The following is a 13983-nucleotide window of genomic DNA, read 5'->3' on the forward strand; positions in this document are numbered from 1 at the left end:
GTTTGAGCGTGCCGAGGGCCGCGAGCCCCGTGGCGAAAGTGTGCGCCTCTGCGGTGCAGTTGAAATAGGGATTAGTCCGTGGTTGGTGTCGGTCACCGCCGCACGTGCTCGTGCGCAGACTTCGCACAAACGCCCCGCCGCCTCCTGTGCATCAGGGTTGAAGCGGGATCTTCATCGCGCGATCAACGGGAACCGCTGCAACGCTGTTTTGCGGCGAGCCTTCGATCACCCGGTCTGAGTACGTCAGGTAAACCAGGGTGTTGCGGGTGGCATCCACCATGCGCACAATGCGTATCTTCTTGAAAACCAGCGATATCCGCTCGCTGAAAACCTCTTCCTGTTGCGGCAGCGGTTTGACAAACGAGACCGGCCCCACCTGACGGCAATCAATGGACGCCTCCGACTTGTCCTCGGCCAAACCCACAGCCCCCTTGATGCCGCCGGTTTTGGCCCGGGAAACATAACAGGTCACGCCCCTGACCTTGGGGTCATCGTGGGCGTCGACCACGATCTTGTGATCCGGCCCGATGAACTTGAACACGGTGTCTACCTCGCCAATGCTCTGGGCGTGAACGGGTGACAACACGCCGAGCAGCAGCATGGACAACAAGGGCAACAAAGGCAACAAAGGGGACTTTTTCATGGCGTTTCCTTCAGCGTGAACATCCCCCCACTATAGCCACGCCGCTTCCTAATAGCGGCGCGGGTTGTCCGGCCGGCGATCCCGGCGATTGGGCACGCCGTCTCCATCGCGGTCCCGATCGGCCCGGTTGTGAATGCCGTCGCGGTCGCGGTCGCCGTCGTAGGGTACGCCGTGCGATCGGTAGGGCTGACCGGCGCCGTAGGGCACGGCCACGCAGCCAGCCAGCGAAGCGGCGGCGAGCACAAGGGCAAGTTTTTTCAGCATGTCTATCTCCAGGTGAAGTTGAGGTTGCCACGCCATTGAATTCCCGTCGGGTGTCGGTAGCGTGTGCCTGGTCCCTGTGAACGGTGAAGCCGGTTACAGGATGTGCAGGGGTGAACGCTGACAGTGTTGCAAGGGTCCCGCCGTTCCGCCGCTTTGCTATGAAATAGGCAGCACTTCACGGCCGTGCAGAAAGGGCCGGGGTCCTGAAATGCCTGGCAGCCGCCTTGCCGCGCGTGATGCTGCCCCCGGGAACACGCTGCGAGGGAGTAGCATCGGTCATGGCACCCTCAACCCAATCCTTGTCCCTGAGAAAGTCACGATTGCAAAAACTGCTTTTCACTGCCTGCCTGCTCATGACCGCTTCCGCGCTGCAGGCCGCCGGCGAGACCGCACCGGCGAGCAGCCACCCCCTGACAGGGACCTGGTCCTGGTCGTTGTTCGGCAGCAGCTGCACCGAGACCTGGCATTACCGCAGCAACCGCACGGTGCTCAGCACGAGTGGGCAGGAAGTGGCCGAAAAAACATACGAGGTCGCGAAGTTGCCGGACGCCAGCGGTTTCTACAAACTGGTGGAGACCGTGGTCCGGCAGAACGACAAGAAGGACTGCTCCGGGGCGGTGCTGGAAGGGCCGGGTGAACAAAGCACCCGCTTCATCCAGTTCAATCCGCAAGGCGACAAGATGCTGGTGTGCGAAAAGGCGTCACTCCAGGCCTGCTTTGGGCCGGTGTTGAAAATGCAATAGCCCTTGGTCTGCAAGGCATGCGACGTGAAACCCGCCCCGACCCGACCAGTCAGGACGGGGCACGGTTTCAGGCCTGATCGTTCTGGACGCCAGCGCGCCGACGCCGCGTCGCAGCTGGCCTGACCGTCGGCACGGGCTGGCTGCGCCTAGCGGCATAGCTGCGATAGAGCTTGGCCGCCACTCCGGAGGTGAAGGCAAAAACAAGCAGTTTACGAAGCATGAAATACCTCCCGATTCAAAAAACGCCGAACAACATCAAGAGGATGATGACGGTAACCGGCACACCGAGTAACCAGGCAATGATGGGCATGTGATTTCTCCTTGTTAAGTAACGAAACCCAAAGATAAACAGCGCCTGCCAGGACGAGTGCCGGAAGCGAACCCCAACAAAAGTAGGGCCAGACCTACATTGCCGCGTTGATCAGCACACCCGGGTGCGCAACCTGCGCCACAGAGCTTGGGTATATTGGGGCCTCGCTCCCCCTCCTGTTCCAGACCGCCCCTTCTCTGAAACCACCATGAAAAAGCTCTACAAATATTTCTTCCGCGGCCTGATCACGATCCTGCCGCTGGCCCTGACCCTGTACCTTCTTTTCGTCATGCTGGCATGGATGGAGACCCTGACGCTATGGATCCTGCGGCCGCTGTTCGGCGACTTCTACATTCCGGGCATGGGGCTGGTGGTCGGCATGCTGGGCATTGTGCTGATTGGCTACCTGGTGTCCAACCCGAAGGTGCGCAAGGCGCTGCTCTTTGTCGAGTTGCCGTTCACCAACCTGCCGGTCGTCAAAAGCATTTACTCGTCGCTCAAGAGTTTTGCCGACTACTTTTCGCCAACAGGCAAACAGGGTGAACAAAGCGTGGTGATCCTGCGCATGCCGGACCACGGGCTCGAAATTGTGGGCTTGATCACGCGCCGCAGTTTTGCGGATCTGCCCGCAGGCTTCTTGCCGGGGGAGCGTGTGGCGGTGTATTTGCCGATGGGCTACATGATTGGCGGCTACACCGTCTTTGTGCCTGTCGAATGGGTACAACCGATCGCGATGACGGTTGAGGAAGCGATGCGCTCGTCGATGTTCGCATGGATGGCGCGGCCGCCGACTTCTGCGGACAACACGCCCCGCCTTTGAGACGGCACCGAATTGCTATCAATAATATAGCTTTTGGCGCCCGCCCATCAAGGGCCGGCCGCCAAAATGATCATGAAAAACCGTGTTTCGCGCCTAGTGGGTGCGTGAAGGGCCCGGGCCGCGGCCGGCGATGTGCCGGAAAGTGATGCGGCCCTTGCTCAGGTCGTAAGGCGACAGCTCCAGCGACACCTGGTCCCCCGCCAGAATGCGGATGTGGTTCTTGCGCATCTTGCCAGAGGTGTAAGCCACCAGCTTGTGGCCGTTGTCCAGGGTCACGCGAAAGCGCGAGTCTGGCAGCACTTCGTTGACCAGTCCGTGCATTTCAATCAGTTCTTCTTTGGCCATGATGAAAACTCCTTGGATATCTGAAAAAAAATCTGTCGTGCAGGCGGTTATCAGTGCCGCTCAGGCGCAAACCGGCGACGTGCGTTCGTGAATCCAGCCCAGCGCATGCTCCGTCGCGTAATGCACCGCAGCCGCGGCGCTGTCAAAAAGTCCGCTGAAACGCAGCACGCGGTCGTGCGTGGCACTGCCGCGCCCGGAGCGGATGGAGACAGACGCAGCGTAAAGGCCTTCGCCCTGCGGTTTGGCGAGCGGGGAGACAAGGTACTTGCCCACCGCGATGTTGGTGTGATCGATGTTCATAAAGTCCGTGCCGGGTATTTTTCCCGGCTTGATAAATAAGGAAATAAGTGGCTTGCAAGCAAGCCCGCGCGTGTTCGGGTCCTGACAGCCAGGCTTTACAACATAAAGGGCTGGCTGGTTGAGCCTTGCGTGGGCACCGTTGGGAGAGGTGCTCGCCGGAAATGGAACAGTGTTTGAGAGGGTTCAGCACTGTAGGGGCGCTAAACACACTGTGAATTCGGGCTCTTGGAAGCGCCGCATTTGAGAAGGAAGCCGCGTGGTAAGGGGGCTTCGATGAAAAAAGCTGATGCTTTACCGAAGTACCTATTGTAACCCTTACCACGCCTGCCTGCACAAAGCCAGTCCCGGGACGCAGGAGGCAATGCGCAGAGCACCCGCGGAGGAGGTCTTTTCAAGCGGGCGCGCGGGTCCGGCTTCGCCGGCCAGCAGGCGCAGCGGCCCCCTCGGGGGGCAGGAAGCGACACGCAGTGCGCGACCGTGGGGGCTTCGTGAGGGCTCTATTGTTCAAACTGCGGATGCAGCAGCCGGATACGGCTCATGGCCGTGCCGGCCGCTGCGGTGCGGGTTTCAACCCCGAGTTTGGCAAACACCCGCTCCAGGTGTTTTTTCACCGTCATCGGGCTGGTACCCAGAATATCGCCGATGTCGCGATTGATCTTGCCCTTGACGACCCAGTACAGCACCTCGGCCTCGCGCGCCGTGAGCTTGAAACTCAGGCTCATGGCCTGGATCACCGTGTCGTCCGATTCCTCGCGCATGATGATCAACCAGTCATCGTCGCCGGTCTGCTGGTGCAGGCGAAAAGTCAGGCGACGTGCCCCCGAGACGGCACTCCCGCACACCAGGCGCGGCGGCTCGATCTGGCGTTCGGCGTCAAGCAGGTGGCGCCGCAGCCAGGTCAGCACTGCTTCCGGCGTCTGCGGTGCGCTGGTTCCATAGTACTGCAGCAGCAGCTCGCGCGCCAGCGGTGTCTGCCACATCAGCTTGCCGTCGCTGACACGCACCGTGATGGTGGCATAGCCGAAGGCGTCGAGCGCATTACGCGCCTGGCGCTTCTCGCGCGCGCCCTGCAGATGCACACCGATGCGTGCCAGCACCTCCTTGGGTTTGATCGGCTTGGTCACATAGTCCACGCCGCCCGAATCGAGCGCGGCCACCAGATACTCGGTCTCGGTCAGCCCGGTCATGAAGATGATGGGGATGTGCGCGGTCCGGGCATCGGCCTTCAGCCGTTTGGCGACCTCGAAGCCGTCCATGCCGGGCATCATCGCGTCGAGCAGCACGATGTCGGGCAACGCTTGCGCGGCGCGCTGCAGCGCGGCCTCGCCGTGCGTGGCGACCAGCACGGTGAAGCCCGATTCGTCGAGCGCATCGTGCAGCACCGACAGGTTGTCGGGCACGTCGTCGACGATCAGCACCACATCGCTGTTGGCGCGGTCCAGCGTCTGCGCGAGCACGCGGTCATTCATGTGGGTACCTCGCTGAGCTGCTGGCTCATGGTTTCAAACTGAAACTGGCGCGCCAGGCCGCGCATCTCGGCGGCAAAACCGGCACTTTGCGGCTGCGATTTTTCAATCTCGTCGAGCGTGTTCATGATGCCGCGAAAATAGCCCAGGTTGACCACTTCGCGCAGGGCCTCAAGCTGCGCGGGCGGCGGATAGACGTGTGGTAGCACCGGGCTGGCGGGAGCGACGGGTGTTTGCGCCGGGGCTTCCAGCCAGACCAGTTGCAAACGCCGTTCCAGCCAGTCCAGCAGCTCACTGTGGCGCACCGGCTTCAGGATGAAGTCCTCCAGCCGGATGCCGGCGTCATTGTCCAGGCCCTTGTCGAAGGCGTTCGCCGACACGATGGCCAGGTGAATCTCGGCATGGCCGGCCGCACGCACGCGGCGCAAGGTTTCCCAGCCATCGATGCCGGGCATGGCCAGGTCCATCAGGATCACCTCGGGCCGGTAACCGGCGGCCAGCAGGTCCAGGCAGTCATGGCCGCTGGCAGCCGTGCGTATCTCAAAGCCCAGCGGCTCCAGCACATTGACCAGCAACTCGCGGTCGGCCTCCTCGTTGTCCACCACCAGCACCCGCCGACGCGGACCGGCATAGCCGTAACGCGCCTTGTGGGCGCGCGAAGACCGCACTGGCAAGACCGCCCCCGGCGCCAGCCGGACCTCGGGCAAAAACAGCTTGACGCGAAATACCGAGCCGACATCGGGCGTGCTGGCCACCGTCAGTTCGCCGCCCATCAGGTCGGTCAGCATCTTGGCAATCGTCAGGCCCAGGCCGGCGCCGGGCGCGGCCGGGCCGGGCGTCGAGGCGCGCGTGAAGGGCTCGAAAATGCGCTCGATCTCCTGTGCCGAGAGGCCCGGGCCGGTGTCCTCGATCTCGATACTGGCCATCTCGCGCGCGTATTTCAGGCGCAGGCTGATGCGCCCTTTGGCGGTGAACTTGATGGCGTTGCCCAGCAGGTTGATCAAAATTTGCCGCACGCGTTTTTCGTCGGCCCGCACCACCACCGGCAGCGTGCCCTCGGACTCGAAGTGAAAGCCCAGGCCCTTGGCCTGCGCCTCGAGTTCGAACATGCCAGTGAGTTCCTGCACGAAGTCGGTGAAGTGCATGGGTTTGACATTGAGCGTGAGCTTGCCGCTCTCAATCCGCGCAATGTCCAGCGTGCCTTCGATCAGCGACAGCAGGTGTTCGCCGCCGCGCTTGATCACGCCGACGGCCTGCTGGCGGTGCGGCGGAATCGATGTGTCCTCGCCCATGAGCTGCGCATAACCGAGGATGCTGTTGAGCGGCGTGCGCAGCTCGTGGCTGATGGCGCTGATGTAGCGGCTCTTGGCCTGGTTGGCGAGGTCGGCCACGCGTTTGGCCTGCTGCAGCGCCTCGTCGGTCTGGCGGTGCGACTCGATTTCCTTCATCAGCAAATGCGTCTGGCGGTTCGACTCTTCCTGCGCAACCTGCCGGCTCTTGTGCGCCAGCACCAGCCACCAAGCCACCAATCCGGCAATCACCAGCAGTGCCATGTAGGCCTTCAGAAAGCCCGAGCGCAGCGCCGACTCCGACGCAGCCTGCAGGTCCAGCAGGGCTCGCATTTCCTGGTGGTACAGCAGGCCGAAGACGCTGGCGAGCAAAGGCACGATGACCAGCATCAGCAGCAGAAAGTGGCCCAGGCCGGTGTCCAGGTAAGGCCAGATGCGGCGTGGCAGCAGCCAGCGCAAGGTGGCCGACCACTGCGCGGACAGGCTGGCCTGCGGCTTGCACAGATCGCCGCAGCGCGCGTCCAGCGTGCAGCACAGCGAGCAGATGGGGCCCTGGTAGGCGGGGCAATGCGCCATGTCCGGGCCTTCGTAGTCACGTTCGCAGATCACGCAGCGCTTGAGCGCATACGGTTGGTAATTGCCCTGGGCATCGGTCTCGGGCGCCTCGCCCCGGCGCGCAATGTAGTAGCGCCCTTTCGTGGCCCAGGCGATCAGCGGCGAGGTGACAAAGGCCGTACCCAGTGCGATGACCGCCGAAAAAGCCTGGGCCAGCGGGCCGAACAGGCCAAGGTGAGCACTCACCGACAGCAGCGAGGCGAGCGCCATCGCCCCGACACCAACCGGGTTGATGTCGTAGAGATGGGCGCGCTTGAACTCGATGCCCTTGGGCGACAGGCCCAGCGGCTTGTTGATGACCAGATCGGCCACCACCGCCATCATCCAGGCAATGGCGATGTTGGAGTACAGGCCCAGCACGTCGCCCAGCGCCTGAAACACATTCATCTCCATCAGCATGAAGGCGATCAGGGTGTTGAACACCACCCACACCACCCTCCCCGGGTGGCTGTGCGTCAGGCGCGAGAAGAAGTTGGACCAGGCCAGTGAGCCGGCATAGGCGTTGGTGACGTTGATCTTGAGCTGCGAGATCACCACAAACAGCGCGGTCGCGGCCACCGCCCAGCCGTAATGCGGGAACACGTATTCATACGCCGCCAGGTACATCTGGTTCGGGTCCACCGCGCGCTCGACCGGCACCATGTGCTGGATCGCGAGGTAGGCCAGAAACGCGCCGCCCAGCATCTTGACCACGCCCAGCAGCACCCAGCCCGGGCCGCCGGCCAGCACCCCGGCCCACCAGCGCCGGCTGTTGGCCGCGGTGCGGGCCGGCATGAAACGCAGATAGTCGGCCTGCTCACCCATTTGAGTGATCAGCGCGATGCCCACTGTCAAGGCGGCACCAAACAAGTGCAGATCAAAAGCCGAATTGATCCCCTTCTCACCTTTGTAGTGCGTTATTCCCGTAAAAGCACCCGGATCACGCACCAAAACATAGACAAACGGCACCACCAGCATGATCAGCCACAGTGGCTGGGTCCAGATCTGCAGACGGCTGATGACCGACACGCCGTAGGTCACCAGCGGAATCACCACCAGCGCGCAGATCAGGTAACCCCAGCTTGGCGGAATGCCCAGTGCCAGTTCCAGCGCGTAGGCCATGACCGCCGCTTCCAGCGCAAAAAAGATGAAGGTGAAGGAAGCGTAGATCAGCGAGGTCAGGGTCGAGCCGATGTAGCCGAAGCCGGCGCCGCGCGTCAGCAGGTCCATGTCCACGCCGTAACGTGCCGCGTAGATGCTGATCGGCAGGCCGGCCATGAAGATGATCAGCCCCGTGGCGACGATGGCCCAGAAGGCGTTGGTAAAACCATACTGAACCAGCAAGGTGGCGCCGACCGCCTCCAGGATCAGAAACGAGGCCGCGCCGAAGGCGGTGTTGGCGACCCGCCATTCCGACCATTTGCGAAAACGCTGCGGCGTGAAACGCAGCGCGTAGTCTTCCATGGTTTCGCTGGCGACCCAGCTGTTGTAGTCGCGCCTGACCTTGATGATGCGCTGCACCGGCGCTTCCGGCTCGGCCGGCGCCAGCGGCGCAGGCGCCCACGGGGGCACGGCCTGCGTCTGCAGGGTCAGCGGTTCGGCTGGGGTGTCCATGGGGGTGGGGGTGTCAATACGTCATCAGGCGGAGCTGCTGAAGTGCAGATTCCATGCCACAGAGGGAAAACCAGCGCTGTGTCGGCGCCGTGCGGCCGATTCCTGTGGCACCATTCTTGCACCCCGGCACACCAACAATGCCGTAGCAGCCCCCGGAGAACCCATGGAATTGACCCCCCGAGAAAAAGACAAGCTGCTGATCTTCACGGCTGCCCTGCTGGCCGAACGGCGTCAGGCCAGGGGCCTGAAACTCAACTACCCCGAAGCCGTCGCGCTGATCAGCGCCGCCGTGATGGAAGGTGCGCGCGACGGCAAAACCGTGGCCCAGCTCATGAGCGAAGGCCGGACCATCCTGACACGCGCCGACGTGATGGACGGCATCCCCGAGCTGATTCCCGACATCCAGGTCGAAGCCACCTTTCCTGACGGCACCAAGCTGGTCACCGTGCACCAGCCGATTGTCTGACTCACCTACAGGCCCTGCCAGAGACTCCCATGAACTTAAAAAACGCTCTCAAAACAATAGCTGCTTGCGCAATACCGACATGGGCTACATCCACATTTGCTCATGATGGTCACGCCATGGCGGGCACCCACTGGCACGCCACCGATGTCTGGGGTTTTGTGGCCATGGCGGGTGTGCTCGCGCTGGCCATCTGGCTGTCGCGCGGCGACAAGTGAGGCGCCCATGATTCCCGGCGAACTGCTGACCGACGGCCCCGACCATGAACTCAATACCGGGCGCCGCACCCTGACCGTGGTGGTGCAAAACAGCGCCGACCGGCCGATCCAGGTCGGCTCGCATTACCACTTCGCCGAAACCAACGGCGCGCTGGCTTTCGACCGCGCTGCGGCGCAGGGCATGCGCCTGAACATCGCGTCCGGAACGGCAGTGCGCTTCGAGCCCGGGCAGCAGCGCACGGTGGAACTGGTGGACTTCGCCGGTGAACGGGAAATTTACGGCTTTCGCGGCCTGGTTCAGGGAGCACTTTGATGGCCACGATCGGACGACGAGCTTACGCAGAAATGTTCGGCCCCACCGTGGGCGACCGCCTGCGCCTGTCCGACACCGAGTTGATGATCGAAGTCGAGGCCGACTACACCTTGCGCGCCGGCAGTTACGGCGAAGAGGTGAAGTTCGGCGGCGGCAAGACCATCCGTGACGGCATGGCGCAGTCGCAGAAAACCCGTGCCGAAGGCGCGATGGACTGCGTGATGACCAACGCGCTCATCATCGACCACTGGGGCATTGTCAAAGCCGACATCGGCCTCAAGGGCGGGCGCATCGCGGCCATCGGCAAGGCCGGCAACCCCGACACCCAGCCCGGCGTCGAGATGATCATCGGCCCCGGCACCGAGATCATCAGCTGCGAAGGCATGATCGTCACCGCCGGCGGCATCGACTCGCACATCCATTTCATCTGCCCGCAGCAGATTGAGGAAGCGCTGACCTCGGGCGTGACCACCATGCTGGGCGGCGGCACCGGCCCGGCCACCGGCACCTTTGCCACCACCTGCACGCCCGGCCCCTGGAACATCGAGCGCATGCTGCAGGCGGCCGATGCCTTCCCGATGAACCTGGGTTTTCTGGGCAAAGGCAACGCCAGCCTGCCGGCCGCGCTGCATGAACAAATCGATGCCGGCGTGATCGGCCTGAAGCTGCATGAGGACTGGGGCACGACACCGGCCGCGATCAGCAACTGCCTGGACGTCGCCGAAGAAACCGATGTGCAGGTCGCCATCCACAGCGACACGCTCAATGAAAGCGGTTTTGTCGAAAATACGATTGCCGCCACCAAGGGCCGCACCCTGTGCGCCTTCCACACCGAAGGCGCGGGCGGCGGCCATGCACCCGACATCCTCAAGGTGGTTGGCGAGCAGAACTTTTTGCCGTCCTCGACCAACCCCACCATGCCCTACACCGTCAACACGCTGGACGAACATGTGGACATGCTGATGGTCTGCCACCACCTGGACCCGGCGATTGCCGAGGACCTGGCTTTTGCAGAAAGCCGCATCCGCAAGGAAACTATTGCCGCTGAAGATGTGCTGCACGACCTGGGCGCGATCAGCATGATGAGCAGCGACAGCCAGGCCATGGGCAGGGTCGGCGAGGTCATCATCCGCACCTGGCAAACCGCGCACAAGATGAAGCTGCAGCGCGGCAAGCTGCAAGGACCACAAGCCGGCGGCGGCGCCGGGGACACCGATCGCAACGACAACTTCCGCGTCAAGCGTTACATCAGCAAATACACCATCAACCCGGCGATCGCCCACGGTATCTCGCACGAGGTCGGCTCCGTCGAAGTTGGCAAGTGGGCCGATCTGGTGGTCTGGAAACCGGCCTTCTTCGGCATCAAGCCGGCGCTGATTCTCAAGGGCGGCTTCATCGCGATGGCTGCGATGGGTGATCCCAACGCCTCCATCCCGACACCGCAGCCGGTGCACTATCGGCCCATGTTCGGCGGCTTCGGCGGCGCGATTGCCAAGGGCTCGCTGACCTTTGTGTCGCAGGCCGGTCTGGCCGGCGGCATCAAGGAGCGTTTTGGTCTGGCCAAGAACCTGGCCGCCGTGAAGAACATACGCGGCGTGCAGAAGCGCCACATGATCCACAATGATTACGCGCCGAAAATGGAAGTTGATGCACAGACCTACTCGGTGCGCGCCGACGGCCAGTTGCTCACCTGCGAGCCGGCGACCAGCCTGCCGATGACACAACGCTACTTTCTTTTCTGAACTGAATTTCCTCCATGCTCCAGGTTTCCAAAATCATGCCGCAGGGCGCCGGCCTCGCCCCGGTGCTGCTCAAACGCGCTGCCACCGTCGAACTCGACTGGGACATCCGCCAGAAAAGCCGCTTCGAGGCCACCGACTCGCTGGGCCGGCAGCTCGGCATTTTTCTGCCGCGCGGCACCCTGGTGCGCGGTGGTGATGTGCTGGTGGCCGAAGACGGTTCGCTGGTCAAAGTCATCGCCGCGCCGCAAACCGTGCTGCGCATCACCGCCTGCACCAGCCACGGCAGCCCGTTCGACCTGACCCGCGCGGCCTATCATCTCGGCAACCGCCATGTGCCTATCGAACTCAAGCCGGATCACCTGAAGATAGAGCCCGACCATGTGCTGGCGGAGATGCTGCGGTCCATGCACCTGATCGTCAACGAGGTCAGCGAATCTTTCGAGCCTGAAGGCGGCGCGTATCGCTCGGGCGGCCACGGCCATGCGCATGAGGGTGGCCATGACCACGCCCATGCACCGGCTGCGGCGCCTGCGCTCCACGTGCACGGGCCCGACTGCAGTCACGGCCACGATCACGGACATGACCACGCGCACGAGGCGCAGCCGGTCGCGATCCAGGGCCACCCACACAAGCCGCATAGCCATTGAGCGCCACGGCCCCGCCCCTGCCGGCCGCCAGCCTGCTGCAACTGATCTGGCTGGCCTCCCCGGCCCTGCCCGTTGGCGGTTTTTCCTACTCCGAAGGACTGGAAGCCGGCGTGGACCGGGCGGGAGTAGCTACGGAAAGCATAGCGGCCGACTGGCTCAGCGACCAGTTGCACCTAAGCCTGGCGCGCGGCGACCTGGCGGTGATCGCGCAGGCGATCCCGGCCTGGCGCAACAAGCAGCTCGACAGGGTGAAAGCGCTCAACGACTGGGTGCTGCAGACCCGCGAGACCAGCGAGCTGCGGGCGCAGGCCGAACAGATGGGACGCTCGCTGCTGGAATGGCTGCGCAATCACCACAGCGTCAGCGATGCAGCTATCGATGCCTGCGCGAAGTTGCCACCGACCTACCCCGTCACCTTTGCACTGGCCGCCTCACCGCTGGCTGCCGGTGTGCCCGATTGCCTGACCGCCTACGCATTTGGCTGGGCCGAAAACATGATGCAGGCCGCGCTCAAGTCGGTGCCGCTGGGCCAGAGCGCCGGCCAGCGCATCCTCGCGCGGCTGGCTGAAGAAATTCCCGCAGCCATCACGACGGCGATGGCGCTGGAAGACCGTGAACGCCAGGCCTTTTCGCCCATGCTGGCGATTCTTTCATCGCAACACGAAACCCAGTACTCCCGGCTTTTCCGCTCCTGAGCGCGAAGTCATCATTCCGAGGAACTTCCGATGAGCATGCACCACATCCCCAACCGCACCAAGAAACTGCCCCCGCTGCGCGTCGGCATAGGCGGTCCCGTCGGCTCCGGAAAAACCACCCTGCTCGAGATGTTGTGCAAGGCCATGAAGGACAAGTACGACCTGGTGGCCATCACCAACGACATCTACACCAAGGAAGACCAGCGCATCCTGACCGTCAGCGGCGCGCTCGATGCCGAACGCATCATGGGTGTGGAGACCGGCGGCTGCCCGCACACCGCGATCCGTGAAGACGCCTCCATCAACCTCGAGGCCATCGACCGCATGCTGGAAGACTTTCCCGACGCCGACGTGGTGTTTGTGGAGTCCGGCGGCGACAACCTGGCCGCGACCTTCAGCCCTGAACTCAGCGACCTGACGATTTACGTGATCGACGTCGCCGCTGGCGAAAAAATACCGCGCAAGGGCGGCCCCGGCATCACCAAAAGCGACCTGTTCGTCATCAACAAGACCGACCTGGCGCCCTACGTAGGCGCTGACCTGGCCGTGATGGAAGCCGACACCATCCGCATGCGCACCACCGCCAAAGGCCTGAAACCCTTTGTCATGACCAACCTGAAGACCAACACGGGCCTGACGGAGGTGGTGGCGTTTATTGAAAGCAAAGGCATGCTGGGCGCGGCTTGAGCCTGGGCCGGGGTACCCGCCTCTAGAGTTCGCCCGCGTCCTTGAGAACGCGCGCCTTGTAAATCAGACGCACGCTGGTCTGGCCCGCAGAACCGGATTGCAGGGCCAGAATGTCCACGCCATCGTGCACCCAGGAGGCGCTTCCGGCCTCCACGCTGGACAAAGCCCCGTGCAGCGGCAGTTCCGGCCCATAAAGCCCCTGCAGCGAGGCCACCAGATGCGCGAAAGCCTCGCCGGATGGTGGGAAGGTGCCGGGTTGCATCAGCAGTTCCACCCGCTGCAGCGCCGGCCCCGCAAAAAAGAAGGTCTCGTCGAAAACCAGACCGGCCTGCTGGACACCATCAACCCTCCAGCGCCCGACAGCACCAGCGACGGACTGCGGCCGGGGAACCGGATGAAGTCCCGGTACAGCTTCGCGCAACTCGGAAACGGTCACGCCCAGATGCACCCCGGGCGGAATCAGCGGCTGTGCGGCTGCGGGGCCGGCGCAAACAGCCAGCAACAAGCTGACGAGAGCGGACCAACAACGAAAGGGGGAAATCATGGGGGTAGATTGGGCTGCCGGCCGGTGTCGGGCCGTCTGGCGGAAGCGGTGAGATTCGAACTCACGAAAGGTTTCCCTTTGCCGGTTTTCAAGACCGGTGCAATCGACCACTCTGCCACGCTTCCAGAGGGGTAGTTTAACCGCTAACAGGCGAACCGACTCCAGGCCGCCTGCCTTGACGCGCCGCGTAGAGGGGATCGGCGAGACTGTGGTGAAGGCCGCGGATCGGAAGAACATCCGGCGCCGTTTTCCTGGCGCACCCAACCCCTGCGATATCCCCGGCAGC

General features: G+C 63.2%; 15 protein-coding genes and 1 tRNA gene. 8 read left to right on the top strand and 8 right to left on the bottom strand.

Annotated features, from left to right (window positions below; genetic code table 11):
- Positions 1-151 precede the first annotated feature (151 nt).
- Both PSV33_RS01705 and PSV33_RS01710 read right to left on the bottom strand, forming a co-directional pair.
- On the bottom strand, positions 152-601 hold the full coding sequence (locus PSV33_RS01705; RefSeq protein WP_300557943.1) for a CreA family protein: 450 nt from the start codon (positions 599-601) through the stop codon (positions 152-154).
- A 90-nt stretch (positions 602-691) separates the two neighbouring features.
- Positions 692-907, bottom strand: coding sequence for a hypothetical protein (locus tag PSV33_RS01710; RefSeq protein ID WP_300557894.1), 216 nt, complete (start codon positions 905-907; stop codon positions 692-694).
- A 320-nt stretch (positions 908-1227) separates the two neighbouring features.
- Here PSV33_RS01710 and PSV33_RS01715 point away from each other — a divergent pair, with 320 nt between their 5' ends.
- Together PSV33_RS01715 and PSV33_RS01720 are read left to right on the top strand one after the other, a co-directional pair.
- The gene (locus PSV33_RS01715; protein ID WP_300557896.1) at positions 1228-1650 is read left to right on the top strand and encodes a hypothetical protein; all 423 of its coding nucleotides are present in this window, start codon (positions 1228-1230) and stop codon (positions 1648-1650) included.
- A gap of 518 nt (positions 1651-2168) precedes the next feature.
- Positions 2169-2780, top strand: a complete 612-nt coding sequence (locus PSV33_RS01720) for a DUF502 domain-containing protein (protein WP_300513493.1) — start codon at positions 2169-2171, stop codon at positions 2778-2780.
- A 93-nt stretch (positions 2781-2873) separates the two neighbouring features.
- Here PSV33_RS01720 and infA read toward each other — a convergent pair whose 3' ends face one another.
- The 4 genes from infA to PSV33_RS01740 all read right to left on the bottom strand — a co-directional run bounded on the left by infA (position 2874) and on the right by PSV33_RS01740 (position 8388).
- Positions 2874-3125 (bottom strand): translation initiation factor IF-1, encoded by a 252-nt coding sequence (gene infA / locus PSV33_RS01725; RefSeq protein WP_077592971.1) that lies wholly within the window; start codon positions 3123-3125, stop codon positions 2874-2876.
- Between the two features lie 60 nt (positions 3126-3185).
- Positions 3186-3425, bottom strand: a complete 240-nt coding sequence (locus tag PSV33_RS01730) for a hypothetical protein (RefSeq protein WP_096695462.1) — start codon at positions 3423-3425, stop codon at positions 3186-3188.
- A gap of 497 nt (positions 3426-3922) precedes the next feature.
- Positions 3923-4894 (bottom strand): response regulator transcription factor, encoded by a 972-nt coding sequence (locus PSV33_RS01735; protein ID WP_300557898.1) that lies wholly within the window; start codon positions 4892-4894, stop codon positions 3923-3925.
- On the bottom strand, positions 4891-8388 hold the full coding sequence (locus tag PSV33_RS01740; RefSeq protein ID WP_300557900.1) for an ATP-binding protein: 3498 nt from the start codon (positions 8386-8388) through the stop codon (positions 4891-4893). Before PSV33_RS01740 ends, PSV33_RS01735 begins: the two co-directional genes overlap by 4 nt.
- A 163-nt stretch (positions 8389-8551) precedes the next feature.
- On the opposite strand from PSV33_RS01740, the gene PSV33_RS01745 reads away from it, so the two are divergent.
- The 6 genes from PSV33_RS01745 (at position 8552) to ureG (ending at position 13153) form a co-directional block, all read left to right on the top strand.
- Complete coding sequence (locus tag PSV33_RS01745) at positions 8552-8854, top strand: urease subunit gamma (protein ID WP_077592967.1); 303 nt, start codon at positions 8552-8554, stop codon at positions 8852-8854.
- A gap of 222 nt (positions 8855-9076) precedes the next feature.
- The gene (locus PSV33_RS01750) at positions 9077-9382 is read left to right on the top strand and encodes an urease subunit beta (protein ID WP_300557903.1); all 306 of its coding nucleotides are present in this window, start codon (positions 9077-9079) and stop codon (positions 9380-9382) included.
- A complete protein-coding gene (gene ureC, locus PSV33_RS01755; RefSeq protein ID WP_300557905.1) occupies positions 9382-11124 on the top strand; it encodes an urease subunit alpha in 1743 nt (580 codons plus the stop codon). The genes PSV33_RS01750 and ureC overlap by 1 nt, the downstream gene beginning before the upstream one ends.
- A 14-nt stretch (positions 11125-11138) precedes the next feature.
- Positions 11139-11771, top strand: a complete 633-nt coding sequence (gene ureE, locus PSV33_RS01760; protein ID WP_300557907.1) for an urease accessory protein UreE — start codon at positions 11139-11141, stop codon at positions 11769-11771.
- Complete coding sequence (locus PSV33_RS01765; protein WP_300557909.1) at positions 11768-12466, top strand: urease accessory UreF family protein; 699 nt, start codon at positions 11768-11770, stop codon at positions 12464-12466. Before ureE ends, PSV33_RS01765 begins: the two co-directional genes overlap by 4 nt.
- A 30-nt stretch (positions 12467-12496) precedes the next feature.
- Positions 12497-13153, top strand: coding sequence for an urease accessory protein UreG (gene ureG / locus PSV33_RS01770; RefSeq protein ID WP_300557911.1), 657 nt, complete (start codon positions 12497-12499; stop codon positions 13151-13153).
- Between the two features lie 22 nt (positions 13154-13175).
- Here the strand turns inward: ureG and PSV33_RS01775 are convergent, their stop codons facing one another.
- Complete coding sequence (locus tag PSV33_RS01775) at positions 13176-13697, bottom strand: hypothetical protein (RefSeq protein WP_300557913.1); 522 nt, start codon at positions 13695-13697, stop codon at positions 13176-13178.
- Positions 13698-13734: 37 nt separating this feature from the next.
- Positions 13735-13822: transfer RNA gene (locus tag PSV33_RS01780), tRNA-Ser, on the bottom strand.
- Positions 13823-13983: the final 161 nt, after the last annotated feature.

Origin of the sequence: Polaromonas sp., assembly GCF_029945895.1 — a bacterium.
Classification (GTDB): domain Bacteria; phylum Pseudomonadota; class Gammaproteobacteria; order Burkholderiales; family Burkholderiaceae_C; genus Polaromonas.

Excerpts from the sequence above, each read along its gene's own strand:
- PSV33_RS01740 (WP_300557900.1), bottom strand. The coding sequence starts at position 8,388 with ATGGACACCCCAGCCGAACCGCTGACCCTGCAGACGCAGGCCGTGCCC.
- ureG (WP_300557911.1), top strand. The coding sequence starts at position 12,497 with ATGAGCATGCACCACATCCCCAACCGCACCAAGAAACTGCCCCCGCTG.
- PSV33_RS01710 (WP_300557894.1), bottom strand. The coding sequence starts at position 907 with ATGCTGAAAAAACTTGCCCTTGTGCTCGCCGCCGCTTCGCTGGCTGGC.
- PSV33_RS01735 (WP_300557898.1), bottom strand. The coding sequence starts at position 4,894 with ATGAATGACCGCGTGCTCGCGCAGACGCTGGACCGCGCCAACAGCGAT.
- PSV33_RS01705 (WP_300557943.1), bottom strand. The coding sequence starts at position 601 with ATGCTGCTGCTCGGCGTGTTGTCACCCGTTCACGCCCAGAGCATTGGC.
- PSV33_RS01775 (WP_300557913.1), bottom strand. The coding sequence starts at position 13,697 with ATGATTTCCCCCTTTCGTTGTTGGTCCGCTCTCGTCAGCTTGTTGCTG.
- PSV33_RS01750 (WP_300557903.1), top strand. The coding sequence starts at position 9,077 with ATGATTCCCGGCGAACTGCTGACCGACGGCCCCGACCATGAACTCAAT.
- infA (WP_077592971.1), bottom strand. The coding sequence starts at position 3,125 with ATGGCCAAAGAAGAACTGATTGAAATGCACGGACTGGTCAACGAAGTG.
- PSV33_RS01730 (WP_096695462.1), bottom strand. The coding sequence starts at position 3,425 with ATGAACATCGATCACACCAACATCGCGGTGGGCAAGTACCTTGTCTCC.
- ureC (WP_300557905.1), top strand. The coding sequence starts at position 9,382 with ATGGCCACGATCGGACGACGAGCTTACGCAGAAATGTTCGGCCCCACC.
- ureE (WP_300557907.1), top strand. The coding sequence starts at position 11,139 with ATGCTCCAGGTTTCCAAAATCATGCCGCAGGGCGCCGGCCTCGCCCCG.
- PSV33_RS01745 (WP_077592967.1), top strand. The coding sequence starts at position 8,552 with ATGGAATTGACCCCCCGAGAAAAAGACAAGCTGCTGATCTTCACGGCT.
- PSV33_RS01720 (WP_300513493.1), top strand. The coding sequence starts at position 2,169 with ATGAAAAAGCTCTACAAATATTTCTTCCGCGGCCTGATCACGATCCTG.